This window comes from Arthrobacter sp. 08Y14, assembly GCF_002929455.1.
In the GTDB taxonomy this organism is placed as follows: domain Bacteria; phylum Actinomycetota; class Actinomycetes; order Actinomycetales; family Micrococcaceae; genus Arthrobacter_B; species Arthrobacter_B sunyaminii.
This window is the reverse complement of sequence record NZ_PJIX01000001.1, coordinates 750,003-775,680: the sequence shown is the minus strand read 5'-3', so window position 1 is coordinate 775,680 and position 25,678 is coordinate 750,003. Positions and strand designations below refer to the sequence as shown.

Genomic DNA, 25,678 nt, shown 5'->3' with positions numbered 1-25,678 from the left:
AACAGCTAGGCCCAGGCGATGATCTCCCCGGACGGAATCAGGAACCATCCGTCCGGACTTTGTGACCAGCGCCGCCAGCCGCCTGCCATCCGGGCCAGACCGGCTTGGTCAGTCAGCTCGCGGTCCAGCGCCTGGGCGGCGAATGCGGAATGCAGCACCCGCTGGGCCCAGCCGTCACCGAACCACGCGCGGCGTTCAGGAGTGGCGTAAAGCCAGTTGGACGCCGAGGGCACAAATTCCGTAAAGCCTGCCTCCAGGATCCACGAAACGAGGCGCCGGCCGGCGTTGGGCTGCGCCGCGTTGCCGCGGGCAATCCGCTGGTAGGTGTCCATCCATTCAGAGAGTTCGGGAAGCTCCGGGTACCAGCTCATGCCGTGGAAATCGGCGTCCCGGACCGCCACGATCCCGCCGGGCCGGGTGACGCGCCGCATCTCCCGCAGGGCCGCCACCGGATCTGCGAGGTGCTGAAGCACTTGGTGGGCATGGACGACGTCGAACGCGGCGTCCGGAAAGTCCAGGTCATACACATTCCCCGCGGCAAACTCCGCGTTGTCCAGTCCCCGGGCGGCGGCGAGCTTCCGGGCCTGGGCCACCACGTCCTCGGACTGGTCCAGTCCGGTGACGGGCCCGGGGTCTACGAGGTTCGCGAGGTCAGCCGTGATGCTGCCCGGGCCGCAGCCTACATCCAGCAGTGCCATTCCCGGTTCAAGGTAAGGGAGCAGATACGCCGCTGAATCGGCGGCCGTACGCACGGCGTGGGCGCCAACCACGCTGGCGTGGTGGCCGTGCGAATACTGTTCGGAAGCCATAGCAGGAGGATACGCGCAGGCGTGCCCGTATCTTGGGGAGTCTGCGGCCTGTGTCGTCCGGGCTTCGTCGCCGTTGCCGGGCATGAGCCCTTGTCCCGGGTCGAAGAGTTCGGGACGATGGCATCTGGACCCGCCTCCAACGGCCGGGCGTTGCCTGGGGAGATACCTCGGAAGGCAAAGATGGAATCGTCAAGGGAGAAGGCCGCCCGAATCTGCGTGTGGACGGCGTGCGCCGCAGGATTGGCGCATGCCTCGTTTAGCGGTTACTGGGCCCTTGGCGGGCAGTGGCTGCTGGACACGGTGGGCAGGGACGCATTGCGGGTCTCCTCGGATTCACGGCTGCTGACCGGACTCGGACTGGGGCTGGTGGCCCTTGCCAAGGCCTGCGGCGCCGTCATCCCGGTGGCAGTTGCCTACGGCCGGATCGGTTGCACAGGACTATGGCGCGGGCTGAGCTGGGCAGGGGCTCTATTGCTGATCCTGTATGGCGGCATAAACACAGCAGTCAGCAATGCGGTGCTGGCCGGATGGGTGGTGCCGGCAGGCGGATACAACCTTCCCGCCCTGGCCGGCCACGCCTGGCTATGGGATCCGCTGTTCCTGTTTTGGGGACTATGCCTCTGTGGGTACCTTCTTTTGTCCCGGAGCCGGAACGTCAAGACCGGGGCACCCGATGGAAGAACTTGAGTCGATCAGACTCAACTTTATTGACAAAGATCGGAGCGTGAGTAAAGTTGAGTGCAGAACGCTCAAGACGCGTTGCGGAGGCTCAGGCCCCTCGACGGCGTCGTTTTCCACGGAAAGAGGAAGCAAATGTCACGTGCAGTAGGTATTGACCTTGGAACCACCAACTCGGTTGTCTCCGTCCTTGAAGGTGGCGAGCCCACCGTTATCGCCAATGCAGAGGGTGGCCGCACCACGCCGTCCGTTGTTGCTTTCGCCAAGTCCGGAGAGGTTCTCGTAGGCGAGATCGCCAAGCGCCAGGCCGTCAACAACATTGACCGCACCATCTCCTCCGTCAAGCGCCACATGGGCACCGACTGGAGCGTGGACGTTGACGGCAAGAAGTACACCGCCCAGGAAATCTCCGCCCGCATCCTCCAGAAGCTGAAGTCCGACGCCGAGTCGTACCTGGGTGAGAAGGTCACGGACGCCGTGATCACCGTTCCCGCGTACTTCAACGATGCCGAGCGCCAGGCCACCAAGGAAGCCGGCGAGATTGCCGGCCTGAACGTGCTGCGCATTGTCAACGAGCCCACCGCGGCTGCTCTGGCCTACGGCCTGGACAAGGGCAAGGAAGATGAACTCATCCTGGTCTTCGACCTCGGCGGCGGAACGTTCGACGTTTCCCTGCTGGAAGTTGGCAAGGATGAAGATGACTTCTCCACCATCCAGGTGCGCGCCACCGCCGGTGACAACCGGCTCGGCGGCGATGACTGGGACCAGCGCATCGTTGACTACCTGCTGAGCCAGGCCAAGGCCAAGGGTGCTGACCTGTCCAAGGACAAGATTGCCCTCCAGCGTCTGAAGGAAGCTGCGGAGCAGGCCAAGAAGGAACTCTCTTCGGCCACCTCCACCAACATCTCCCTGCAGTACCTCTCCGTGACTCCCGAGGGGCCGGTCCACCTGGACGAGCACCTCTCGCGTGCCAAGTTCCAGGACCTGACCAAGGATCTGCTGGACCGCACCAAGAAGCCGTTCAAGGACGTCATCTCCGAAGCCGGCATCAAGGTTTCCGACATTGACCACATCATCCTCGTCGGCGGTTCCACCCGTATGCCGGCCGTCACCGACCTCGTGAAGGAACTGGCCGGCGGCCAGGAGCCGAACAAGGGCGTGAACCCGGATGAGGTTGTGGCCGTTGGCGCCGCACTGCAGGCCGGTGTCCTGAAGGGTGAGCGCAAGGACGTTCTGCTGATCGACGTCACCCCGCTGTCCCTGGGCATTGAAACCAAGGGCGGTGTGATGACCAAGCTGATCGAGCGCAACACGGCCATCCCCACCAAGCGCAGCGAGACCTTCACCACGGCGGATGACAACCAGCCGTCCGTGGCCATCCAGGTCTTCCAGGGCGAGCGCGAGTTCACCCGCGACAACAAGCCGCTGGGCACGTTCGAGCTGACCGGTATTGCTCCGGCTCCGCGCGGCGTCCCGCAGGTTGAGGTCACCTTCGACATCGATGCCAACGGCATTGTGCACGTGTCCGCCAAGGACAAGGGCACCGGCGCAGAGCAGTCCATGACGATCACCGGTGGTTCTTCGCTCTCCAAGGAAGACATCGACCGCATGGTCCGCGAAGCCGAAGAGCACGCAGCGGAGGACAAGAAGCGCCGCGAGGCTGCCGACGTCCGCAACTCCGCCGAGCAGCTGGCCTACTCCGTGGACAAGCTCCTCACGGACAACGATGACAAGCTGCCCGAAGACGTCAAGACCGAGGTCAAGGGCGACGTTGACGCACTGAAGAAGGCCCTCGAAGGCACCGAGAACGACGACGAAGTGAAGTCGGCGTTCGAGAAGCTGCAGACCTCGCAGACCAAGCTGGGCGAAGCCATCTACGCTCAGGCACAGTCTGAAGGTGCCGCAGGCGGTGCCGGCGCCGGTGATGCAGGTGCAGCCGGCGGATCCTCCGCAGGTGACGAAGACATCGTTGACGCAGAGGTTGTCGACGACGAAGACAAGAAGTAATCATGACTGAAGCAAACAACGAGAAGCACAACGGCGACGAGCAGGATCCCGCCGGCACATCGCCGGCGGAGTCCGAAGCTGCGGCCTCCGGTGAGGCTCCCGCTGCGGACAACGGTGCTGAAGGCGATGCTCTGGCTCAGGCCGAGCAGATCCTCAACAGTGCCGATGTCCCCCCGGAACCCGCTGCCGCGGGATCACCGGAAGCGGCGGAACTGCGCAATGACCTGCTGCGGTTGCAGGCGGAATACGTCAACTACCGCAAGCGGGTGGAGCGGGACCGCGATGTTGCCCGGGAGATGGCAGTCATTGGAGTGCTGAACTCCCTGATGCCGGTCCTGGATGACATTGACGCCGCACGCCAGCACGGCGACTTGGCGGAGGGGCCTTTTGCCTCCATCGCCAACAAGCTGGAAAATTCGCTGAAGACGTACGGCCTGGGACGGATTGACGAGGTGGGGGTTGAATTTGACCCCAACATCCATGAAGCCCTGATCCAGCAGCAAAGCCCGGACGTCCAGTTCGATACAGTGACGCAGATTCTGCGGGCCGGTTACAAGTCCAATGACCGGGTCCTGCGGGCGGCACAGGTTATCGTCTCCGTTCCGGAGCAGTAGGCAGGGGTGCCCGGGGCCGTCTCACGGCGGCTCTGGGCACCTTTTTTTCAGCAGTGAACGTCCGGTCCGCAACCCGCGGGGTGTGGGCAGGAGCAGTAAATTGAGGAAGGGGACGCCAATTGGCTAGTCAGGATTGGGTCGATAAGGATTTTTATAAGATTCTGGGTGTCCCCAAGGACGCGTCGGAAGCCGATATCAAGAAGGCCTATCGGAAGCTGGCGCGCAAGTACCATCCGGACCAGAACCAGGATGATCCCTCAGCCGAGCGGATGTTCAAGGATCTCTCCGAAGCGTATTCGGTTCTCTCCGACCCCGAGGAACGCCAGCAGTATGACGCGATCCGTGCCATGGGCAGCGGAGCACGCTTCTCGGCGGGCGGTCCCGGCGGCGCAGGTCCCGCGGGAGGCGCCGGCTTCGAGGATCTCTTTGGCGGGCTCTTTGGCCAGGGTGCACGTCCCGGCGGCAGCCGCCGCACCAGCTACAGCACCGGCGGCAGTAACATTCCCCCGGAATTCGCCGACCTGTTTGGCGGCGGAGGGTTTGGCGGCGGGTTCGGCTCAGCGCAGCCGCAGAAGGGGGCGGACCGCACGGCGAGCACCACCATCTCCTTCGCAGGCTCCATCAACGGCACCGTCATTGGGCTGCGCGAGCCCAGCGGCGAAGTGGTGGAAGTCCGTGTTCCCGCCGGGGTCAAGGACGGCCAGAAGATCCGCGTCCGCGGCAAGGGCCAACCGGGTGCCGCCGGAAACGGCGATCTGATGGTCACCGTGAACGTCACCCCTCACGACTTCTTTGTCCGCGACGGAAACAATATCCGCATCCATGTGCCGGTCAGCTTCCCCGAAGCTGCGCTGGGTGCCACGATCGAAGTTCCCACGCTGACTGCGGAGAAAGTGAAGCTCAAGGTGCCTGCCGGCACCCCCTCCGGGCGCACCCTCCGGGTCAAGGGCCGTGGCGTTCAAACGTCCAAGGGCAACGGGGACCTGCTGGTAACCATCGACGTCGCCGTCCCTTCGCATCTCAACAAGGAAGCCAAGGCCGCAGTGGAGGCCTTCGCCGAGGCTACAAAGGGCGAGGATCCGCGCGCCGGCCTAGCCTCCAAGGCCAGGTTGTAGCCCGCGAAACACGGTTCGGTTTCCGGTGCTCCGGAAACGGAACCGGGCTATGGTTACTAACGTCAACAGCTGTCAAGGAGGAACAATGGGCATAGACGTGAACGCGCCTATCTTTGTGATCTCCGTTGCCGCGGAGTTGGCGGATATGCATCCGCAGACCCTGCGGCAGTATGACCGGCTGGGCATCGTTTGCCCCAGCCGCGCTCCCGGAAGGTCCCGGCGGTATTCACAGCATGACATTGACATGCTTCGTGAGGTTCAGCGGCTTTCCCAGGAGGGCGTGTCCCTGGAGGGCATCAAGCGCATCATGCAGCTGGAAAACCAGGTGTCCGGGCTGCGCGCCCGCATCGATGAACTTTCCGCGGAGCTGGACTCCATCCAGCAGCGCACCCCGGACCGCAGCCGGGTGTTTGCTGCCGGACTGGCCGGCGACGTCGTGACCCTGACCCGCGGGCAGCGGCCGCCCGCTTCGCGGCCTTTCGCTACACAGCTCAGCCTCGCTTCCCTGGTGCAGCGCCGCGGCAAGCTGCGGGCCCTTCCTGCCGGGAAACAGGACGCCGTGGACTACGACGGCGGTTACGTTCAGTCTCTCTGACTGCTTTGTCCGGCCGCCCTCAGCGAAACCGCCGGCCCTGGTCGCGGCGGTTCGCCCACACCGCCAGTGTTCCCAGCAGCAGCGTCCAGGCGACGAGGCAGGGGATGGCGGACGGGCTCAGCGGCTGCCCTGCGAAGACCGTCACCGCCAGGTCACGGGCAGCCCGGGTAGGCAGGAACAGGGACAGCGCGTTGAGCCCCGGACTGAACAAGTCCGGAGGAAGCATCAGCCCCCCGCCGAAGGCCAGCGGAAAAAACACCACCTGCGTGACGGCGATGGCCACCTTGGAAGTGCAGAGGTAACCGATCAGCAGGCCCAGGAACAGGAACGGCAGGCCGCACACCAGCCATACCAGCATGGCCGCCGGCACCCGCCACCAGGACAGCGCCCCCGTTGTGAAGGCCTCCAGTGCCGAAGTGGTGAACATGCCCACGAGCATCACCGGGATCAGGGAAAAGAAGGCAAACAACATGGCGGTCAGGGCGCGGGCCGCAGTGGGCGGTACGGCGCCGGCGGGCAGCGTCCGCACATAGCTGCTCCACGGATTGGCGCGGTCCTCCGCAACGCCAATGCCGTAATTGAACAGGAATGAACTCATCACCCCAAAGAGCGCCAGTTGCGCGACGGCGATGAGCGAGGCCACGGGATTGGAAGTCACCGCCTGCTGCGGGAGGACAAAAAACACCAGGGCCAGCGTGGGGAACAGCGTCGACGAAATAACGGAAATGGGAATGCGCAGCTGCTCAAGAACCTGTGCCTTGGTGTGCGCGCGGACCAGCGTTGCGGTGCTCATAGCTTCTCCTCCCGGGCTCTTGTCTCGGGGCCGGCAGATAGGTGGGTCAGGGACAGGAACGCCTCTTCGAGACTGGCCGTGTGGACCTCGAGCCCGGAAAACGGAATGTTGTCGCGGACCAGGCGCCGGACGGTCGCATCCGAGTCCCGGCTCAGCACCGTCACGACGTTGTCCCCGCCAGCGGTGACTCCCGCGCTTTCGGGTAAGGACTCGAACAACGACGGCGGAAGGTGGGTACGGAAAGAGACTCTGCTGACGGAGACCCGGCTGCGGACCTGGTCCACGGTTCCGTCAGCAACAACCTCCCCGTTGTTCAGAACCGTCACCCGCCCCGAGAGGGCCTGAATCTCCTCCAAATAGTGGCTGGTCACCAGCAGCGTGCCGCCGTCCCTGCGGTACTGGCCCAGACGCTCCCAGAGGTTTTCGCGCGCTTCAACATCCAGGCCGGTGGTTGGCTCGTCAAGGATGACCAGCCGGGGCCTTCCCACCAGCGCAAGTGCCACCAGCAGCCTCCGCTGCTGCCCGCCGGAGAGCCCGCCGCACTGTTTGTCTGCGATATGCGTGAGCCCGAATTCCTTGAGCAGCCGGGTTCTCGGCACCGGATGCTCGTAGTGGGCAGCAACAAAGTCCACAGTTTCCCGGACGCGCAGAGTAGGCGGCACGGACGTTGCCTGAGGAGTAGTCCCCAGTTGCCGCCGCGCGGCGGGCTCGCGGGGATTGCGGCCAAACAGTTCCACCGTTCCTGCGTCCGGAGTGCGGATTCCACACAGCAAATTCAGGAGGGTGGACTTTCCCGCTCCGTTGGGACCCAGCAATCCCAGGGCTTCCCCTGCCCGGATGTCCAGGCTGACGCCGCTGAGGGCGGGTTTGCCGGCGTAGCTTTTGGTGACGCCCCTGGCAGCCGCCAGCACGTCGGACGTGCCGGCGAGGCTGGCCGGCCGGATGGCTGAACTGGGAATGGAAGTCACGGTGCCTCCGATAGTTGTGGTGTGGCCAGCAAATCCTGAAGGGCTGTCCGGTACTGGGCGTAAGCCAGCTTCCCCTCCGGACTGATCCCCAGATACGTGATGGGGGAACGGCCTTCTATGGTCTTGGTGACCACGATGTAGCCCGCATCTTCGAGCTTTCGCAGATGGGTGGACAGGTTTCCTGCCGTCATGTCCAGCATTGCCCGCAGCTTGGTAAAAGCGATGCGGTTGCTCTCACCCACCTCGTTGAGCATGGTCAGCGCCCGTAGCCGTGCTTCGGCGTGGATCACCGGATCAAGTTCAGGCATGGTTCACCGCAGCGGGGCGACGGCGCCGTGTTGCGAGGTACTCGGTGACGGACCCCGCCAGGAGCCCTGCTGATCCCAGGTACAGGAACACAGCCAGGAAGTGGTTGGGTCCGGAGAGGAGGGCGGCGATGGTCACCACCAGCAGCCATAGTCCGAGGTAGCACTGACGCTGATCATTGAAGGTGGTGCCGCCCGTGACGTAAAGCAGGCCGACGATCAACACGGCAACGGAGTTGATCAGCATGCCCCGGACCCAGAAATCGTCCACTGCCCGGCCAATGAGGACGCTGAGGATGCCCATGATGAGGAATCCCAGGGCCCAAGAGGCGCCGTACATGCCGGCTTGGAAAGAAGTGGGGCCTCGAAGTCCCCGGGCGCCGCGGACCGACAGGATGACCGTGGCGATGGTGGCTGCGGCCAGGGCTGCTCCCAGCACGGCGAGGGCGCTGGAGAGTTGAATCGGCAGCCACCCGTCCCTGCTGCCCTGCAGTGCCCCGTAACCCGCAACCCATGCCAGCGCCCACAGCAGGTAGATCAGGGCGGCATTCCCGTTCAGTTGCCGCCGGACGGACCGTTCGGCGTCGTCGACAATGCGCAGGGCGGATGCGAGGTCAAGGGGCTGGTCGGGAACGGCAGCGTTTGGGACGGTGTTGCCTTGGAGGCCGCTGCCGCCCCGCAGGCCGGCTGGTTTCTTTGCCATGGAGTTCTCCGCTCAAGTTTGCGGGAAGCGAATGTCACCGGTTGCAAAGTAGTTTGCGCCGCAAACTGGTCTGCGGCAAGAGGTTCGCCAAAACAATTAAGCACGCAGACAAATAAGAACGCAGACAGCCAACTAAGAACGCGACAGCCAACTAAGAACACCGTCAGCGATCAGCGCAGGCGGCGCGCCCGCAGGACAACATCCTCGGTGTGGTGGGCACCTGCACCGGCTGAAACGTTCCGGGGCCGGATCTCGTCCAGCTCAATCTGCCAGTTCTCGTCCAGCAGGGCTGCCACGTCGGCGAGTCCCACGTAGTCCCGGAGCGCGGCGGTGTGTGCCCCGGCGTCCCCGTCGGCCGGCAGCTGATGGTGCACCAGGAGGAGAACGCCCCCGGGGGCCACGGCACGAAGCAAAGCACGTTCGGCCGCGTTCGAGTCGGTGCGCAGCAACGCCGGATACTGGGCGGATACCAGGTCGAAGGAAGCGGGCGGGAGGGCGGCTTCCACCAAGCCGGAGTGCAGCCAGTGCACGGTTACGCCCCGCTGTTCGGCCTGCCGGGCTGCCCGGTCCAGCGCCACGTTGGAGACCTCCAGTGCCGTGACATCCCAACCCTGCTCCGCCAGCCACACCGCGTCGGCGCCTTCACCGCAACCTACGTCCAGAACCCTTCCGGGCTTCAGCCCGCGGACCTCGCTCACCAGAGCGGCGTTGGGTTGCCCGCTCCACAGTGCGGGCCTTTCGGAGTAGCGCCGGTCCCAGAAGTCGCTGGTTTCCTCAGGTGTCTGCGGGGTGACGTTGCCGGACTCAACCGGCTCGGAGGCAGCGTGATGGTTTCCATGTTCCATTACTGAAGCATGCACCGGGAATACACAGGCGGCAAAGTCCTTTTGCCGCCCTGGCAAACCGGCCCGCCCACCCCTTTGCCAGACGTCGCCAGATACTCAGACGCCGCGAGAAACTAGCTTGCGGTGTTCCCGGCGTCCGGGCGCAGGCGGATGAGGCGCTGCGGGCCGCTTTCCTCCAGTTCCACCAAGTCGCTGTGGGAAGCGAGGAAATCGGTGAAGGACCGGTAACCGAGCGGCTTCTCATTGAAGGAGGGGTCCATCCGGCGCATCTGGTTCTTGATGGTCCCGGAGTTGAGCCACTCGTCGGAGTCGCCCTTCGCGTGGCCGATCTGCAGGGCGCGGATGAGGAGTTCGGTGGCAATGGTCTGCGGGTCGATGTCCTCGTGTGTTTCCGGCTCATCACTGAACTGGGTGTCCCCGGCATCGGAGAACATGGGGATCGTGGTGAGCTGGTGGACCTTGCCGGGGGCGGGATCCAGTTGGGCCTGCGCCGCTTCGGGCACCCGGTCCTTATCGACGCGCTCCGGCGCTGCGGCCTTATTGATGCCCGGCAGCGAATCGTAGTCTTCGAATTCGTCACACGCGGCGGCCAGCGACGTGCTGGTGGATCCGGCAACGCCGATGCCCACGACGAACCGGCCCAGCCGCTTCGACTTCTGCGCGAGCGCAATGTAGTCCGAATCTCCGGCGACGATAATAACGTGGGTGAGGTCCGGCAGCCGGAAGAGATCTTCCACCACGTCCACCGCAAGACGGATGTCCGCGCCGTTCTTGGTGCCGCGGGTGGTGGTGGTGAACAGCTGGGTGAGGTCCACCGCCCGGGACATCAGCTGGCGCTGGTAGCTGGCATTGACGGGCACCGACCAGTCGGCGTACGCACGGTTGACCACCAGCGTGCCAAAGGACGCAGCGAAGTCGATGATGGCGTTGAAATCGACCGTGGCGGAGGTCAGTTTTGCTGCGATATCGGGGTCGGCGTCACGGCTGAACTTGTCGAAATTGCGGATGCCGTCGCGCTGGAAGGCATTGCGGCCGTGCAGCTGCTGGTAGCGGGAAATGACGATGTTGTCGAAGTCGATGTAGAGGCCGACACGGGCATCATTGGGTTCAGTCATGGGAATCAGGCCTTGCGGTAGGTCAGGTCGAAGATCAGGCGGCCGGCTTGGTGGGCCTTGTTCTCGAAGCTGGTCAGGGTGCGTCCCTCAAACCGCGGCGCCCACCCTCCCCGGGTGTCGACGTCCTCCACCGGAGCCTTCTTTTCCAGGCCTTCCCGGTTTACGCGCGTCAGCGGGCTGTCCTCGCCGGCCTGCTCGCCGTCGTGCAGGTTCACAAACCGGGCGGACGCGTCGAGGACTTCACGCATCTGCACGGCGTAGTCGGACCAGTCGGTGGCCAGCCGCCAGATGCCGCCCGGCACCAGGACGCGGGCAACCAGTTCGGCAAATTCATCCTTGACCATGCGGCGCTTGTGATGGCGGGTCTTGTGCCAGGGATCGGGGAAGAACACCCAGACTTCATCCACGGATCCGGCGGGGAGCATGGTGGTCAGGACCTCGGGGGCATTGGCTTGGACCACGCGGACGTTGGTGAGCTCTTTTTGGCCGATGCGCTGCAGGGTCTGGGCCAGGCCGGGAAGGTAGACCTCCACGGCGAGGTAATTCTTGTCCGGATTCTGTTCAGCCGCATGAGTCACGGCTTCACCCAGGCCGGAACCGATTTCCACCACCAGGGGAGCGGTGCGTCCAAACTCGGCGGCGGCGTCGAACACGTAATCGGGATCCACTGAGGTATCCGCTTCCGCACGCGGAACGTCAATGACAAACCGGTCCGACAGTTCATCCCAGGCCTGCTGGCGGCGGCCCTGGAGGCGGGAACCGCGCCGGACAAAGGACACCGGCGAGCGGAAGTGCCGGGGGTCTGAAGTCTCGTCCGGCGTGCTTGCGTCCGCCGGACTTTCAGCGTGCAGGGATCCGGCGTCGGGCAGGGCTGGTTCAGTAGTCATTACTGTTAATGTTATCGGCTGCGCCGCGGCGTGTTTGCAGGCATGAAACTGTCCACAATTGCCTCTCCCCGGACAGTTCCAGGACCCTGCGTGCGGGCGGCGATTAGGAAACTGGGCACAAACCGGTAAACTGGACGAAGTTGTTGTGACTGCCGCGCCTAAAAGCCGCGTGTGTAAGCAGCGCAACCTGCGTCGATGAACGCTTTCTTTTGTCCCGCCGGTCACATAAGGCCGAGCCACTGGACACTGTCTGACTTTTCTTCGGCGAACCCCGGTGCCATACGGCTTTGGGGCCACTTACCGAAAGTTGCTTGTCTTTTAATGACTACTTTTGCTGCCCTTGGTGTACCCAAGGCTCTGGTTTCCTCCCTCTCCGCTTCAGGAATTGACGAAGCATTCCCGATTCAGGTTGAAACCCTCCCCGATACCCTCAAGGGCCGCGACGTGCTCGGCCGGGGCCGCACCGGCTCCGGTAAGACCCTCGCTTTCTCACTTCCGCTGGTCACCCGGCTGGCTGAGGCTGAAGCGGCCTACCGCCGCAAGCCGAACCGCCCGCTGGGCCTGGTCCTGGCACCCACCCGCGAACTGGCCACGCAGATCAACAACGTGATTGAGCCGCTCGCCAAGGAACTGGGCCTGACCACCACCGTTATTTACGGCGGCGTTTCCCAGCAGCGCCAGGAAAAGGCGCTCAAGGCGGGCGTTGACATTGTCATTGCCTGCCCCGGCCGGCTTGAAGACCTGATGAAGCAGAAGGTCATCAGCCTGGAATCCATTGAAATCACTGTGCTCGATGAAGCCGACCACATGGCTGATCTCGGATTCCTGCCGGTAGTCCAGCGGCTGCTGGACCGCACCCCCGAAAAGGGGCAGCGGATGCTGTTCTCCGCCACGCTGGACAACGGCGTGGACAAGCTCGTCCGCCGTTACCTGTCCAACCCGCTGACCCACTCGGTGGATGAGCCGCAGGCAGCTGTGTCCACAATGGAGCACCACGTGCTGCTGGTTCAGGACCAGACGGCCAAGAAGCTGCTCGTCAAGGAACTGGCTTCCGGCTCGGGCCGCCGCATTATGTTCATGCGCACCAAGCACCACGCCCGGAAGATGGCCAAGTTCCTGACGGACAGCGGAATTCCCACCGTTGACCTGCACGGCAACCTGTCCCAGAATGCCCGCGACCGGAACCTGGCGGAATTCTCCTCCGGTGACGTGCGCGTGCTGGTTGCCACCGATGTCGCAGCCCGCGGCGTCCACGTGGATGACGTGGAACTGGTCGTCCACATTGATCCCCCCACGGAGCACAAGGCGTACCTGCACCGTTCAGGCCGTACGGCACGCGCCGGTTCGTCCGGAACCGTTGTCACGCTGACGCTGCCGGAGCAGAAGAGTGAAGTGTCCAAGCTGATGAAGGCTGCGGGCGTTGACGTCTCCATCGAAAAGGTTTCGCACAATTCTCCGTCCATCGCCAAGCTGATCGGTGACCGAGCCGCTGTTGTGGAGCCGCATGTGCGCGCCGCCCAACTGGCATCGAAGTCTCCGCAGCAGGGCGGCGGCCGGTCCACCGGCGCCAATGCCCAGCGCAAGCGCGCCGCCCGTTCCACCACCGCGCCGCGTGCCGGCGGCCGGGGCGGATCCGGCGGACGCGGACGCGTCTCGGCTGAACGCAGTGAACGCAGCGAGCGTGACCGCAACGATTTCACTCCCGATGCTCCCCGTGCCCAGCGCTCGCAGGACGGACGCCGCGGCGCTGCCGCTGCGTCCACTGCGCAGGGCCGCAACCGCCGTCCGGCCACCGGCCAGCGCGCCGGTGATGTTGCTCCGGCAGGCGCAGGCCGTTCGGCTTCCGGACCGCGTGCGCAGGCACCCTCCGGTGCCGGCCGTCCCGCACGAGGCGGCGGCCCCCGCCGCGCCACGGCTCCGGCGTCGAATGAGCGCCGTTCCCGCTAGGGTTCAGCACTAAAGCGCAAAAGGCGCCTGTTCCCCTTTGGGGGGCAGGCGCCTTTTCTGTGTTTCGCTGTTGTGTTCCGGGTTAGTCCAAGTCGTAGAAGGACACGACGGCGGCGAATCCGCGTCCCAGCACTGACGGGCGTTCATCGGCACCGACCACGGTGTCCAGCGGCTCAAGTGCTGTTGCCGTACCACCGTCCGCAGTAACCGTGGCCCTGCCGTGAAGCAGGACCAGGAACTGGCCGGATCCGAGCGTCTGCGGATTCTTCTTGGACAATTCGGCCACCATCACCGCGCCGCCGGTGGTGGTGCGGTCCGCAAGCGTGTTGAGCACCGTGACCGGCCCGGTGGGCAGGGCAGCCTCCACTGCGGAGTCTCCGGAATAGCGGAACGGGCGGAACTTCTCCATCCCGTGTTCGGCGCCGTCCACGGTGAGGACCAGCAGTTCACCCTCCACCGGAACCGTAATCCGGTCCATTCCCGGAAAGGCCGTGAAGGCACCGGGCTTGTCGATGGAGGCAACACTGAGGCGCCAGCCTGTTCCCGAAGCGATTTCCTTGACCCGGCCGTTGTTCTTTCCCCAGGGAACCGAGGGAAGTTCCGGGAACCGGATGATCGGGGAGGCAGCATTCACTGTGCTGGTCACGGTGTCCTTACTTAGCTCTTTTACTCGACGGAAGGCTGCGGCTTGCCGCGCAGGTAATGCCTGCGGGCTGCGCTGTTGATTTGGAAACTGCGGCCGCTGGTCTCCGCCGGTTCAATCCGCATGAAGTGGTTCTTATCCCCGGCCTGCCAGGGGAACAGGGGAAGCTCCTCTGAGGCGAGGACCTCTTCGATGGACTCCAACTGGGCCGCCGAGCCCTTCAGGACAACGCTCCAGGCGAAACCTAGCCGGTCATCGTAACCGTCAACCTCGAAAGCCACGGCAGCGCCTTCCAGGGCTGCCCGAAGCTTGGTGCCTTCGGCGGTCCGGAAGACAACGGATCCCCGGTCCACGACGAAGTTGATCGGGAAAATTTCGGGGTGCTGGTCGGCAATGACGGCCAGCCGGCCGATCGGAGCCTGGCGGATGTAATCCCAGCACTGGTTGGCGGTCAGTTCCACGGGCTTGGTAGCAGGTGTCCCGGCATCATCTTTGATTGGCAACATTCCTCCAGTCTAGTTGCACGGGCACCGACCACAATGAACGGGCGTCCGGGACATGGTGCTGCAGGCCACGGTGCACCACAATGAGACGATGAACCTCATCCTGAACCTCATCTGGCTCCTGTTCGGCGGCATCTGGCTGGCGCTGGGATATGTGCTGGCCGGTATCGTGTGCTGCCTGCTGATCGTGACCATCCCGTTCGGCATCGCCTCTTTCCGGATCGCGTCTTACGCCTTCTGGCCCTTTGGCCGCACCATAGTGGACCGCGGCGGCGCACCCGGGCTGCTGTCCACGGCGGGCAACGTCATTTGGCTGGTGGTGGCAGGGGTGTGGATCGCCGCCGGGCACATCATGACGGCCATACCGATGTTCATCAGCATCATCGGCATTCCGCTGGGCATTGCGAACCTGAAGATGGTGCCGATCTCGCTGATGCCGCTGGGGAAGGTCATTGTTCCCACCGGGCGTCCCGGGATCATGCCGTATGGCTCGGCCCCACCGTACGGTGTTTACGGGCCCGGCGGGTACGGACCCGGAGGGCAGTACGGACCTCCCCGCGGCGGACAGTACCGGGGCTAAGGCTGGCCGGCGGCACCGTCCAGGAAAGCCTTCATCAGCGGTCCGCCCGAGGTGGAGCCCAGTTCGCCTTCGGCCACAAACACCGCCACAGCCAGGTCACCCTGCACAGCCACCACCCAGGCATGCGTGCGCGGCGGGGTCTCGCTGCCGAATTCCGCCGTACCGGTCTTGGCCAGCACCGGTTCTCCCGGGACGTCCACCAGCATGTTGGCGCCGCCGTCGGTGACAACGCCGCGCATCATGTCGCGCAGCGACGCAGCCTCTGCCGCAGTGAATGCTCCGGCGTCGCCGGCGCCTGTGGGCGCCGGGGAAGGGGACGGTGAAGCCGGTGCTGACGCCGATCCTGACTCTGCGTCCGTTGTTTCCGCCTCGGGACTGGAGGTAACCAGCAGCGGAGTCACCCGTTCGCCCTTGCCCACGGATGCGGCGGCAACGGCCAGAGCCAGCGGAGAGACGAGGACTTCGCCTTGACCGATCATGGACGCTGCGTGTGCCGTTCCGTCGGCTTCTTCCGGGACGGAGCCGAAGAACGCGGGTACGCCCATGGAAGCGGAAACCCCGATGCCCAGATCCTGTGCGGCGGAGGCCAGCGCGTCCTGCGGCACCGTGTCCCGGGTATTGATGAAGGCGGTGTTGCAGGACTGCGCAAAAGCATCCCGCAGGGGAATCTCCCCGACAAAGGCCGCCGGATAGCTGCCCGCATTGTTGAATTTGCGCCCGTCAACGCTGAGTTCCGCTGGGCAGGAGAGGGAACTGTCGGGCGTGACTCCCTGCCGCAGCAGGGCCAGCGAGGTGGCAATCTTGAACGTTGAGCCGGGCGGATACTGGCCCAGAAGCGCAGTCTGCTGTCCCTCGCTGCCGGGCCCGTTGGCCACGGTGAGGACGTCTCCGGTTGAGGGCTGGATAGCGACAATGGCCGACGCCGACGGCTCGTCTTCCAGGATCCCCTCAGCGAGGGACTGCAGCCGGGGATCGAGGGTGGTCTGCAGAGCCGTGCCGTCCTCGGAATTGATGCTGAAGACGATGTTGTTGCCTGACGTGTTCTCAAGGGTGACCGCCACGCCGGGGGTGCCCTGCAGCTGCTCGTCATATTGTTGCTGCAATCCGGAGAGCCCGGTCTGGTTGCCGGCGGAAAGACGGCCCTCGGATTCCTCGATCAGCTCTGCAGTGGCTTCGCCCACCGTGCCGAGCAGTGCGCGGGCAAAGGTCCTGGTGGGGGCCAGCACCCGCGAATCGGGGATTGACAGCGCGCCCGGAATACCGGCGAGGGCTTCCGGAGTTACGGGGCCGTCCGCCTCTTGGCGCTGCACGATGGCTTCTACAAAGGCTTCGGGGCCGGACGCCGCCACCTGGGCCGCGTACCCTGCCGGATCCAAACCTGCGAGTTCGGCCAGCGCAGTGGCGGAGGCCGCCTGCCGGTCCTCAGGAATGTCCGGCTTGTTGATCCCGATCCGGAGCACGGGGCGGGAGCCCATCAGGGGCTGGCCGTTGCGGTCCAGAATGTCGGCGCGCAGTCCGGGAGATGTGGTGCGGACCAGTCGGTCGCCGTCGGCGAGGGACTCGAAGAGCACGGAGGGGGCCCACTGGACCTGCCAGGCGTCATCTTCGCCGCGTCGCAGCTGGGCGGTGCTTTCATAGGACCAGTCCGGAGCCGAGTCCATGTTCACATCCCAGGCGTAGGCCAGGCGGACGGCGGCGGCGTCGTCGTTCTCCGCGTCTTCATCGATCCCGGCCACGGTGACGGCGGGACGGGCCGGGCCCATGCCGGCCAGCAGCGTCTCCAGTTCGGTGTTCACCTGGGCTGGCGTACCCGCGGTGAAGGAGGACGCCGACAGATCGGCGTTGCTGAGGCCTTCCGCCAGCGCTGCTGCGGCATCATCGGGCGACGGCTTCTCGCTGGAGCAGGACACCAGCGTCAGCGTGAGAGCCGAAACAGCCAGAACGGTTGTGAGTGTGCGGTTTTTCCCCATCCGGTCAGGGTACCCGTGCCCGGGGCCGGTCAAAGACATAAGACACACGCGGAGGGCGGCCGGATATATCCGACCGCATTGCGGGGGTGTGTGTGCTGCAATCCCGATACCCGCAGCAAAGAGCATGGAGGCCCAGGTAAAGAGTCCGAACTGTGTTTTGGCATGTTCCGGCAGCCAGCCATCCTGCACAGCCCGGCAGTGCAGCCTCCGGCATTTTCCTCGGAAAAGGGCGTAGGCAGCTGGGTTTTGGTGCGGCAAGGGGGGACAATTTGAACCTATAAAATGCCTGTTGCCGGCCTCCATTTCCATGGTTTTAGTCATAGGCGTACTGTCATTCAATGACGCCGTGAACCCTGTGCAGCGTAGATTTTCCCTGCTACCGTCATGGAAAGCCGGCCTTCCGCGGCCCTGTCGCATACCCGCTTCGGCGATTCCTCCCAGTGGCACCCCGGGCGCCGCCGGCCGCTGGAAGAGCCGGAGTTCCCAGCCGGTTGTTCTACAGAGGAGTGGAAGCTATGCCTGAACCGTATGCCTCGGCTGCAGCCACCGAACGCACTTTTGGCAGGCGGCAAATCCAAGCCGGCCACGCGCTCATGATGGTCGTCGGCAGGATCATTCCCTATCCCATTGGAGAAGTGTGGGCGGCCCTGACGGAGCCGGATGCCCTGGAGAAATACGTGGGACGGCCAGAAGGAGATTTACGGCGGGGAGGCAACTACGAGCTCCCCGACGGGACCAGGGGTGCTATCCTGCGGTGCGATCCACCCCGGTTGCTGACGGTCTCCTTTACCCGTCCGGGCGGCCAAACTGCCGAACTGGAAGTGCATTTGGCTGCAGAGGATTCATACACGCATGTGGAGCTGAAGTACGCCTCGGTACGCAGCGGTTTCTTCCTCATTAACTCGGATTCCGGGGAATGGGCAGCAGGTCCGGGATGGGAATTCTTCCTCGACCACCTCACCGGCCATCTCGGTGGGGAGGAGTTCCAGGAAACTATGGGAGTGATCGGCTGGTCCTCGCTGGAAGGGGAGCAATTGCGGCTGTACGAGGCGCGAAACGCCCAGTGGGAGCGGGCCAAAGAGGACTGGGACCACGAGCACGAAGCCGTTCCCGGCCTCTCCTAGAACGGGCTCGCGCAGTCCGGAAACTGCGTTCGACATTTTTGGGTCCAAGTGCGCTAAAACCGTGCCTCATCGTCGTGCAAACGCCGTGGATAACCTATACAATTCAAGTTGAGTCGAATTGACTCAACTTTGTTGCGTCCGGTGGGATGATCTTTTCTGGGACTCGCTCCGGAAGCTGGAATCCAGTTTGAGCTTGGAAGGAACCCGTAGTGGACACCAAATTCACCAACAAGAGCCAAGAAGCGCTCCAGGCAGCTGCCATGAACGCTGCCACGGCAGGCAACCCCCAAATCGAGCCTGCCCATCTCCTGAAAGCACTGATGGACCAGCGTCAGGGGGTTGCGGTGGCCCTGCTCAAGGCAGCGGGCGTGAGCGCGGATACGGTCAGTGCCGCAGCGTCCAACGCGATCCACTCGCTGCCGTCATCTTCGGGCTCCTCCGTGGCACAGCCGCAGTTCTCGCGTTCCATGCTGCAGGTGATCACTGCGGCTCAGCAGGAAGCTGAACAGCTGGGCGACGCCTACGTGTCCACCGAGCACCTACTGCTCGGACTGTCCCTGGACAGCGGCCCGGCCGGCAAGGCGCTGCGGGACAACGGAGCCGGCCACGACGCTTTGAAGGCAGCCCTTCCATCTGTACGAGGAGATCGAAAAGTGACCAATGCTGATCCGGAAAACACCTTCCAGGCGCTGGAGAAGTTCAGCACCGACCTCACCGAGATGGCGCGCAGCGGCAAACTTGATCCGGTTATCGGGCGGGATTCAGAAATCCGCCGCGTTATCCAGGTGCTGAGCCGCCGCACCAAGAACAACCCTGTGCTGATCGGGGAACCCGGCGTAGGTAAGACCGCCGTCGTCGAGGGACTTGCCCAGCGGATTGTGGCAGGCGATGTTCCGGAGAGCCTCAACGGCAAAACCCTCCTGTCCCTGGATCTGGGGTCAATGGTGGCCGGTGCCAAATACCGCGGCGAGTTCGAGGAGCGCTTTAAGGCCGTGCTGGAGGAGATCTCCAACGCCGAAGGCCAGATTGTCACCTTCATCGACGAGCTGCACACCGTGGTTGGCGCCGGGGCCGCTGAAGGCTCCATGGACGCCGGGAACATGCTCAAGCCCATGCTGGCACGGGGGGAACTGCGCCTGATTGGCGCCACCACACTGGATGAATACCGCGAGAACATCGAAAAGGACGCCGCGCTGGAGCGGCGCTTCCAGCAGGTTTATGTGGGGGAGCCCAGTGTTCCGGACACCATCGGGATTTTGCGCGGCCTGAAGGAACGCTACGAGGCGCACCATAAGGTGGCCATCGCCGATGCTGCCCTGGTGGCCGCGGCTACGCTGTCCAACCGGTACATTACGGGCCGCCAGCTTCCCGATAAGGCTATCGACCTGGTGGACGAGGCCGCTTCCCGGCTGCGGATGGAGATTGACTCCGCGCCGGAGGAAATCGACGAACTCCGCCGCGCCGTGGACCGGTTGACCATGGAGGAACTGGCGCTCGCAAACGAAACGGACGAAGCTTCAGTGGAACGGCTGGCGGTCCTGCGCGAAGACATGGCCAATAAGAAGGAAGAGCTGGCTGCCCTGAACGCCCGTTGGGAAGCGGAGAAAGCGGGCCTGAACCGCGTGGGTGATCTGAAGGCCCAGATCGATGAACTGCGCAGCGAGGCGGAGAAGTTCCAGCGCGACGGCGACCTCACGGAAGCTTCGAGGATTCTTTACGGTGAAATTCCCGCGCTGCAAAAGGAGCTGGAAGCTGCCCAGCAGGCGGAAGAAAGCAACTTTGGCGAGGAAACCCATGAACTGATGGTCTCGGAGGAAGTCACGGCGGACGACATTGCCGAGGTTGTCTCCGCTTGGACCGGTGTTCCGGCCGGCCGGATGCTTCAGGGTGAATCACAAAAGCTTTTGGACATGGAGGCCAACATCGGTTCGCGCCTGATTGGCCAAACCAAGGCAGTGAGCGCCGTCTCGGACGCAGTCCGCCGTTCCCGCGCCGGTGTCAGCGACCCGGACCGGCCCACTGGTTCCTTCCTCTTCCTGGGACCCACCGGCGTGGGCAAGACCGAGCTCGCCAAAGCGCTCGCCGAGTTCCTCTTCGACGATGAGCGTGCCATGGTGCGCATTGACATGAGCGAATACTCGGAGAAGCACGCGGTTTCCCGCCTGGTGGGAGCGCCTCCCGGATATGTGGGGTACGAGGAGGGCGGCCAGTTGACTGAGGCGGTGCGCCGCCGGCCGTACTCCGTCATCCTGCTGGATGAGGTGGAAAAGGCCCATCCGGAAGTCTTTGACATTCTGCTCCAGGTGCTCGACGACGGTCGGCTCACCGACGGTCAGGGCCGCACCGTGGACTTCCGCAACGTCATTCTGATTCTGACGTCCAACCTCGGGTCCCAGTTCCTGGTGGATCCCGGTCTGACGGAAGATCAGAAGCGGGAGTCGGTTATGTCCATGGTCAACGCCAACTTCAAGCCCGAGTTCCTGAACCGGCTGGACGACGTCATCCTGTTTGATCCGCTGAGCCTCGAGGATCTGTCCAGGATCGTAGACATCCAGGTGCAGGCGCTGGCGAAGCGGCTGCATGAACGCCGTCTGGTGCTGGACGTCACCGACGCGGCACGCGAATGGCTGGCGCTGACCGGGTATGACCCGGCCTACGGCGCCCGCCCGCTGCGCCGGCTGGTGCAGCGCGAAATCGGCGACAAGCTGGCGCGGGGCATCCTCGCCGGCAGGATCAGTGACGGAGACACCGTGCTGGTGGACCGCCCGGAGGGAAACGTGAGCATGGACGGCGAGGAGCTGGTGACGGAACCGGTGGGTCTGACGGTGGAAGCCGCCTAAGCGGCCGGCCTGGCTGCCCTCGGGAAGCTAGTCGGCGAGCAGTGAGGCAGTCAGGTCCGCTTCTTTGCTGGAAACCACAAAGCAGTCGATGCGGCGGTCGCCGTCTTCCCACGACTCGCGGGTGGGGATGACCTTGTTCTCCTGAAGCTCCAGGTCAGGGGACTCGGTCAACGCCTCGGAGTAGCGGACCTGGGAGCATATCTCAGTGGCCCGTTCCGAGAGTGCCTCGGTGCCGGGGAACTCGTCGCTGTCCGGATAGGTGGCTGCGGCGACCAGCTGGGCATTGTGCGGAGTCTCGCAGGTGACCACCGTGGCGGGCTCGTTGACTCCGGTGAAATCGGCAAGGCAGGCTCCGGCATCCAGTTCTATGGGTGCAACGTTCTCTTCCAGCACCCCCGGTTCCTTTTCCGAACCCAGGATCACGGTGAAGAACAGCACCACGAGGACGGCGAGCACCCCGAGCACACCAATGATGAGCAGGGTGCGCTTGGTTGTTCCGTTGCCGGAAGGCTCCCCGGATGATTCGGGTGGTGCTGCGGTGCCGCGTGGCTCTGTGCCGCGGCGGGAACGCCGGGAGTCCGCAGGCTCTGCAGCGGCCTGCGGCTCCGCAGCTTCGCCGTTGCCGGAGGTCCCATCCGTGTTGCCATCGGAGCGGGGAGCCTCCTCCTTCATGGATTCGTCATCCGCGGTCCCTGTGTCATCTGCGGTCCCTGGGCCAGTCATGGGAGCCGCTGCCGTTATTCCCGCGGTGTGGCTGACCGCCGCAGGATGATTGGCAGCCGGATCGGTGAGGACAGCCGCATCCGCCGCTTCAGCCTCCACTGCCTTAACTTCTGCAGTTGCATCGTTGAGCGAGGCGGCGTCGGCTGCATCGGAGCTGATGTCCGGGCTGCCCAGGGACGGCTCTTCCAACGTGACTTCGTCCGGGTTGGTCAGTTCCGGTTCCTCAGTCACCATTGCGCCAGGCTTTGCGTCAGCGGCTTCAGGGGCTGTACTGCCACCGTCGTCCTGTCCGGCGTCGGTGCCTTCGAACGCGGCGGACCAAACGCGGGTGTCGTGTCCGATGTCCCCTGACAGCCACTGCGGTGCCTCGGCATGGGCTTCAAGGTCCGGCAGCCCGGGTGATGCGGCGGTCGCTGCCCCAGCCTCATCCGCTGCTGGCTTTATCGGGGACGCTCCCGAAGCGGGAGGGGAATCTGTCCCCGGCGTGCTGTTTTTATCGCTCATGGTGAACGTCAGTCCTCCCTGTAGGCGGCCCGAAAAGGGCCCAAAATCTGTCTCTACCCCTGACTTTACCCAGTGTGGGTGCGGTCGTGCAGGATGAGGGGTGCGGGGCGCCGCGAACAATCAGGGGTCTTGGAGCGCCACATCGGGCGAGGCGGGGCACAAGGCCGCCCGAAAACATGTAACCTGTACTTACGACAAATTGACCAAATATTCCGGGGCCTCGCTCATCTTGCTCAGAGCGACCACCTCCGGATCGACGCAAAAAGGGGGTCACGCCATGGGGCGCGGCCGTCAAAAGGCAAAAGCAACCAAGCAGGCCCGGGAAATGAAGTACTTCACCCCGGCCACGGACTACTCGGCACTGCAGCGTGAGCTTGCGGGACCAACGAGCCGTCCATCGAGTCGATATCCCGAGGAACCGGCCGAGCCGGATTACTCGGCGTACGAAGACAAGTACGCGGATCAATTTGGCGACGATGACGACGATGAAGGTACTTCCCGCCGCACCGGCTAAAGCGGCACTTCAAAGCGTCGGCCAATTGCTATCCTTCAGCGGATCACCTTCGGGTGGATCCGCTGAAGGCCGTTAAGGCGCGTTACCGTCCGCAGCAGGACCTTTCCTCTCCCTGGACGGGGCACAACAAAGGGCGCCCATCGAAGCCGATGAGCGCCCTTTGTGTTGAGGCCCTGGTGGAGGTTCGGCCCGTTAGCCTGCGTAGTTCCCCACCAGCCGGACGGCTCCGCCGTCGACGCCCTTGGCTCCCTGGACGTAGTCCGGGCCTGCCTGCGCCGGGCCCGCGGCACCTACGGTACCCATGACCCAGGCGGGGACGCCGCGCTCTGCCAGCCGGGCCAGAGCCGCATCCGCGCCGGCCGCGTCCACGATGGCCACCATGCCCACGCCGAGGTTCAGGGTGCGTTCCAGATCGGACTGCGGCACATTGCCCAGCTCACCCACGAGCTTGAAGATGGGCGGCAGCTCCCAGGTGGAGCGGTCCACCGTCGCTTCGAGGCCCTTGGGCAGCACGCGTGCCAGGTTGGCGGCGAGGCCGCCGCCGGTGACATGGCTGAAACCGTGGACGCCTGCGGTTTCCAGCCGGGCCAGATCCAGGCAATCAGCGGCATAGACGCGGGTGGGTTCCAGGAGCTCTTCACCCAGTGTCCGACCGAACTCGCTGACCTGGCGCTCCAGCTGCCAGCCGGCACGGTTGATGACGCGGCGGACCAGCGAGTAACCGTTGGAATGGAGGCCGGAGGAGGCCATTCCGATCACCACGTCTCCGTCGCGGACGCGTTCGGGGCCCAGCAGATTGGCGGCCTCCACCACACCGGTAGCTGCGCCGGCGACGTCGTACTCGTGTTCGCCCAGCAGCCCGGGGTGCTCGGCGGTTTCACCGCCCACCAACGCTGTGCCGGCCACCTCGCACGCCGCAGCAATGCCGCGGACAATGTCCGCGATACGTTCCGGAACCACCTTGCCGCAGGCAATGTAATCGGTCATGAACAGCGGTTCGGCACCCACCACCACAATGTCATCCACCACCATGCCCACCAGGTCAAAACCGATGGTGTCGTGGATGTCCATGGCCTGGGCAATGGCAACCTTGGTGCCCACGCCGTCGGTGGACGTTGCCAGCAGGGGCTTCTTGTAGGTCAGGAGCCGGGACACATCATAGAGCCCGGCGAAACCGCCGACTCCTCCCAGAACGGAGGAATTGTGGGTAGCCTTCACAGCTGCCTTCATCAGTTCAACGGCTTTGTCTCCGGCCTCAACGTCCACGCCCGCAGAGGCATAGGTGATGGCGGTGTCGGACGAGCTCATACGGCTTCCTTCTTATCGGATTCGGTGAGGAGGTTCTCAAACTCGGAATCGGGTCCGGGATCACAGCCGTTGGCGCTGTCTGCGTCCGCAGGGTTGGCCGGCGCCGCGGACTCCAGCAGGGACTTGCCCAGTTTGTCCGCTGCCGGCAGCTCAATCGGATACACGCCGGTGAAGCAGGCAGTGCACAAGCGTTGGCGGGGCTGCTGGGTGGCTCCGATCATGCCGTCCTCGGAGATGTACGCCAGGCTGTCGGCCCCGATGGACGTGCAGATTTCCTCCACGGCCGCACCGTTGGCAATCAGTTCTGCGCGGGAGGCGAAGTCGATCCCGTAGAAACAGGGCCATTGGACGGGCGGCGAGGAAATCTTGACGTGCACCTCTTTGGCGCCGACTTCGCGCAGCATCCGCACAATGGCCCGCTGGGTGTTGCCTCGCACAATGCTGTCATCGACCACCACCACGCGCTTGCCCCGGATCACCGATTCCAGCGCGTTGAGCTTGAGTTTGATGCCCAGCTGACGCAGCGTCTGGCTGGGCTGGATGAAAGTGCGTCCCACATAGGAGTTCTTGACGAATCCATGGGCGAACGGAATGCCGGACTCTTCGGCATAACCCACGGCGGCGGGAGTTCCGGACTCAGGCACGGGAATCACAATATCCGCTTCGACCGCGTGCTCGCGGGCGAGCTGGCGACCCATTTCCACCCGGCTTTCATACACGGAGCGTCCGTTGATGACGGCGTCGGGCCTGGCCAGGTAGACGTATTCGAAGACACAGCCGGCGGGAGTGGGCTCGCCGAAACTGCTGCTGCGGATGCCGTTCTCATCAATGGCAATGAACTCACCGGGTTTGATTTCGCGGATGAAGCTGGCGCCCACGGTGGCCAGGGCGGAGCCTTCCGAGGCTACGACCCAGCCGCGGTCCAACCGTCCGAGGACCAGGGGGCGCACTCCGTAGGTGTCACGGGCGGCATAAAGGGTGCCTTCATCCATGAACACGAAGGAGAATGCGCCGCGCAGTTTGGGCAGCAGCTCCAGGGCCGTTTCCTCGAGCGAGCGCCCGTCGGAACCGTTGAGCAGGGCCGTGACCAGTGCCGTGTCCGAGGTGTTGCCCTGGGCGATCTCGCCGGAGCGGGGCCGTCCCTCGCGCGCAACGATCATTTCGTAGAGTTCAGCAGAGTTGGTCAGGTTCCCGTTGTGGGCCAGCGCCACTGTGCCGCTGGCGGTTGCGCCGAGAGTGGGCTGTGCGTTGGCCCAGTGCGAGGCACCGGTGGTTGAGTAGCGGCAGTGTCCCACCGCGATGTGACCGCCCAGGGTGTTCAACGTCGTCTCGTCAAAGACCTGGGACACCAAACCCATGTCCTTGTAAACGCTGATTCTTGTGCCGTCACTGGTGGCTATGCCGGCGGACTCCTGTCCGCGGTGCTGCAGTGCATAGAGCCCGTAGTAGGTAAGTTTTGCTACCTCTTCGCCGGGGGCCCAGACGCCGAAAACTCCGCAGGCATCCTGCGGACCTTTTTCGCCGGGCATGAGATCGTGGGAAAGCTTTCCATCACCGCGTGCCATGAGATTAGTCTCTCACGCCGCGG

The 25,678-nt window shown here is 64.2% G+C and carries 23 protein-coding genes and 1 pseudogene; 10 read left to right on the top strand and 14 right to left on the bottom strand.

Annotated elements, in window-relative coordinates; all coding sequences use genetic code 11:
- Positions 1-5: 5 nt before the first annotated feature.
- Positions 6-809 carry a methyltransferase domain-containing protein gene (locus CXR03_RS03620; protein ID WP_104101979.1) on the bottom strand — a complete coding sequence of 268 codons (804 nt, stop codon included), beginning with the start codon at positions 807-809 and terminating at the stop codon, positions 6-8.
- A gap of 180 nt (positions 810-989) precedes the next feature.
- On the opposite strand from CXR03_RS03620, the gene CXR03_RS03615 reads away from it, so the two are divergent.
- The 5 genes from CXR03_RS03615 (at position 990) to CXR03_RS03595 (ending at position 5,818) form a co-directional block, all read left to right on the top strand.
- Positions 990-1,496 (top strand): DUF3995 domain-containing protein, encoded by a 507-nt coding sequence (locus tag CXR03_RS03615; RefSeq protein ID WP_104101977.1) that lies wholly within the window; start codon positions 990-992, stop codon positions 1,494-1,496.
- Between the two features lie 126 nt (positions 1,497-1,622).
- Positions 1,623-3,494 (top strand): molecular chaperone DnaK, encoded by a 1,872-nt coding sequence (gene dnaK / locus CXR03_RS03610; RefSeq protein WP_104053141.1) that lies wholly within the window; start codon positions 1,623-1,625, stop codon positions 3,492-3,494.
- Between the two features lie 2 nt (positions 3,495-3,496).
- The gene (locus CXR03_RS03605) at positions 3,497-4,108 is read left to right on the top strand and encodes a nucleotide exchange factor GrpE (RefSeq protein WP_104101976.1); all 612 of its coding nucleotides are present in this window, start codon (positions 3,497-3,499) and stop codon (positions 4,106-4,108) included.
- A 119-nt stretch (positions 4,109-4,227) separates the two neighbouring features.
- Entirely contained in the window at positions 4,228-5,223 is a 996-nt protein-coding gene (locus CXR03_RS03600) for a DnaJ C-terminal domain-containing protein (RefSeq protein WP_104053139.1), read from the top strand.
- Positions 5,224-5,308: 85 nt separating this feature from the next.
- Positions 5,309-5,818 (top strand): heat shock protein transcriptional repressor HspR, encoded by a 510-nt coding sequence (locus CXR03_RS03595; RefSeq protein ID WP_104101974.1) that lies wholly within the window; start codon positions 5,309-5,311, stop codon positions 5,816-5,818.
- A gap of 19 nt (positions 5,819-5,837) precedes the next feature.
- Here the strand turns inward: CXR03_RS03595 and CXR03_RS03590 are convergent, their stop codons facing one another.
- The 7 genes from CXR03_RS03590 to trmB all read right to left on the bottom strand — a co-directional run bounded on the left by CXR03_RS03590 (position 5,838) and on the right by trmB (position 11,434).
- Positions 5,838-6,611: an ABC transporter gene (locus CXR03_RS03590; protein WP_104101973.1), complete on the bottom strand. Its 774-nt coding sequence runs from the start codon at positions 6,609-6,611 to the stop codon at positions 5,838-5,840.
- Positions 6,608-7,579: an ABC transporter ATP-binding protein gene (locus CXR03_RS03585; RefSeq protein WP_258073472.1), complete on the bottom strand. Its 972-nt coding sequence runs from the start codon at positions 7,577-7,579 to the stop codon at positions 6,608-6,610. The genes CXR03_RS03590 and CXR03_RS03585 overlap by 4 nt, the downstream gene beginning before the upstream one ends.
- Complete coding sequence (locus tag CXR03_RS03580; protein ID WP_104053135.1) at positions 7,576-7,887, bottom strand: transcriptional regulator; 312 nt, start codon at positions 7,885-7,887, stop codon at positions 7,576-7,578. Before CXR03_RS03580 ends, CXR03_RS03585 begins: the two co-directional genes overlap by 4 nt.
- The gene (locus tag CXR03_RS03575) at positions 7,880-8,587 is read right to left on the bottom strand and encodes a hypothetical protein (RefSeq protein WP_258073471.1); all 708 of its coding nucleotides are present in this window, start codon (positions 8,585-8,587) and stop codon (positions 7,880-7,882) included. Before CXR03_RS03575 ends, CXR03_RS03580 begins: the two co-directional genes overlap by 8 nt.
- 170 nt (positions 8,588-8,757) lie before the next feature.
- Positions 8,758-9,432, bottom strand: a complete 675-nt coding sequence (locus CXR03_RS03570) for a bifunctional 2-polyprenyl-6-hydroxyphenol methylase/3-demethylubiquinol 3-O-methyltransferase UbiG (RefSeq protein ID WP_104102795.1) — start codon at positions 9,430-9,432, stop codon at positions 8,758-8,760.
- A gap of 113 nt (positions 9,433-9,545) precedes the next feature.
- Positions 9,546-10,547: an NYN domain-containing protein gene (locus tag CXR03_RS03565; protein WP_104101971.1), complete on the bottom strand. Its 1,002-nt coding sequence runs from the start codon at positions 10,545-10,547 to the stop codon at positions 9,546-9,548.
- Between the two features lie 5 nt (positions 10,548-10,552).
- Complete coding sequence (gene trmB / locus CXR03_RS03560) at positions 10,553-11,434, bottom strand: tRNA (guanosine(46)-N7)-methyltransferase TrmB (protein ID WP_104101970.1); 882 nt, start codon at positions 11,432-11,434, stop codon at positions 10,553-10,555.
- A 321-nt stretch (positions 11,435-11,755) separates the two neighbouring features.
- Here trmB and CXR03_RS03555 point away from each other — a divergent pair, with 321 nt between their 5' ends.
- Positions 11,756-13,381 carry a DEAD/DEAH box helicase gene (locus CXR03_RS03555; RefSeq protein ID WP_104101968.1) on the top strand — a complete coding sequence of 542 codons (1,626 nt, stop codon included), beginning with the start codon at positions 11,756-11,758 and terminating at the stop codon, positions 13,379-13,381.
- Between the two features lie 82 nt (positions 13,382-13,463).
- Here the strand turns inward: CXR03_RS03555 and CXR03_RS03550 are convergent, their stop codons facing one another.
- On the bottom strand, positions 13,464-14,027 hold the full coding sequence (locus CXR03_RS03550; protein WP_104101967.1) for a HutD family protein: 564 nt from the start codon (positions 14,025-14,027) through the stop codon (positions 13,464-13,466).
- A 20-nt stretch (positions 14,028-14,047) separates the two neighbouring features.
- Positions 14,048-14,530 carry a pyridoxamine 5'-phosphate oxidase family protein gene (locus CXR03_RS03545; protein WP_104101965.1) on the bottom strand — a complete coding sequence of 161 codons (483 nt, stop codon included), beginning with the start codon at positions 14,528-14,530 and terminating at the stop codon, positions 14,048-14,050.
- Between the two features lie 88 nt (positions 14,531-14,618).
- Here CXR03_RS03545 and CXR03_RS03540 point away from each other — a divergent pair.
- Positions 14,619-14,990 (top strand): annotated as a pseudogene (locus CXR03_RS03540) (YccF domain-containing protein); the annotation flags it as partial.
- 113 nt (positions 14,991-15,103) lie between these two features.
- Here the strand turns inward: CXR03_RS03540 and CXR03_RS03535 are convergent.
- Positions 15,104-17,077: a penicillin-binding transpeptidase domain-containing protein gene (locus CXR03_RS03535; protein ID WP_104101964.1), complete on the bottom strand. Its 1,974-nt coding sequence runs from the start codon at positions 17,075-17,077 to the stop codon at positions 15,104-15,106.
- A gap of 515 nt (positions 17,078-17,592) precedes the next feature.
- On the opposite strand from CXR03_RS03535, the gene CXR03_RS03530 reads away from it, so the two are divergent.
- A complete protein-coding gene (locus CXR03_RS03530) occupies positions 17,593-18,201 on the top strand; it encodes an SRPBCC domain-containing protein (protein WP_104101962.1) in 609 nt (202 codons plus the stop codon).
- A gap of 209 nt (positions 18,202-18,410) precedes the next feature.
- A complete protein-coding gene (gene clpB, locus CXR03_RS03525; RefSeq protein ID WP_104101961.1) occupies positions 18,411-21,041 on the top strand; it encodes an ATP-dependent chaperone ClpB in 2,631 nt (876 codons plus the stop codon).
- 27 nt (positions 21,042-21,068) lie between these two features.
- Here the strand turns inward: clpB and CXR03_RS03520 are convergent, their stop codons facing one another.
- Positions 21,069-22,268 (bottom strand): septum formation family protein, encoded by a 1,200-nt coding sequence (locus CXR03_RS03520; protein WP_104101959.1) that lies wholly within the window; start codon positions 22,266-22,268, stop codon positions 21,069-21,071.
- A 277-nt stretch (positions 22,269-22,545) separates the two neighbouring features.
- On the opposite strand from CXR03_RS03520, the gene CXR03_RS03515 reads away from it, so the two are divergent.
- On the top strand, positions 22,546-22,782 hold the full coding sequence (locus CXR03_RS03515) for a DUF3073 domain-containing protein (RefSeq protein WP_104102792.1): 237 nt from the start codon (positions 22,546-22,548) through the stop codon (positions 22,780-22,782).
- Positions 22,783-22,974: 192 nt separating this feature from the next.
- On the opposite strand, the gene purM is transcribed toward CXR03_RS03515, so the two are convergent.
- Both purM and purF read right to left on the bottom strand, forming a co-directional pair.
- Complete coding sequence (purM, locus tag CXR03_RS03510; RefSeq protein WP_104101958.1) at positions 22,975-24,090, bottom strand: phosphoribosylformylglycinamidine cyclo-ligase; 1,116 nt, start codon at positions 24,088-24,090, stop codon at positions 22,975-22,977.
- Positions 24,087-25,655, bottom strand: coding sequence for an amidophosphoribosyltransferase (gene purF, locus CXR03_RS03505; RefSeq protein ID WP_104101956.1), 1,569 nt, complete (start codon positions 25,653-25,655; stop codon positions 24,087-24,089). Before purF ends, purM begins: the two co-directional genes overlap by 4 nt.
- Between the last annotated feature and the right edge of the window lie 23 nt (positions 25,656-25,678).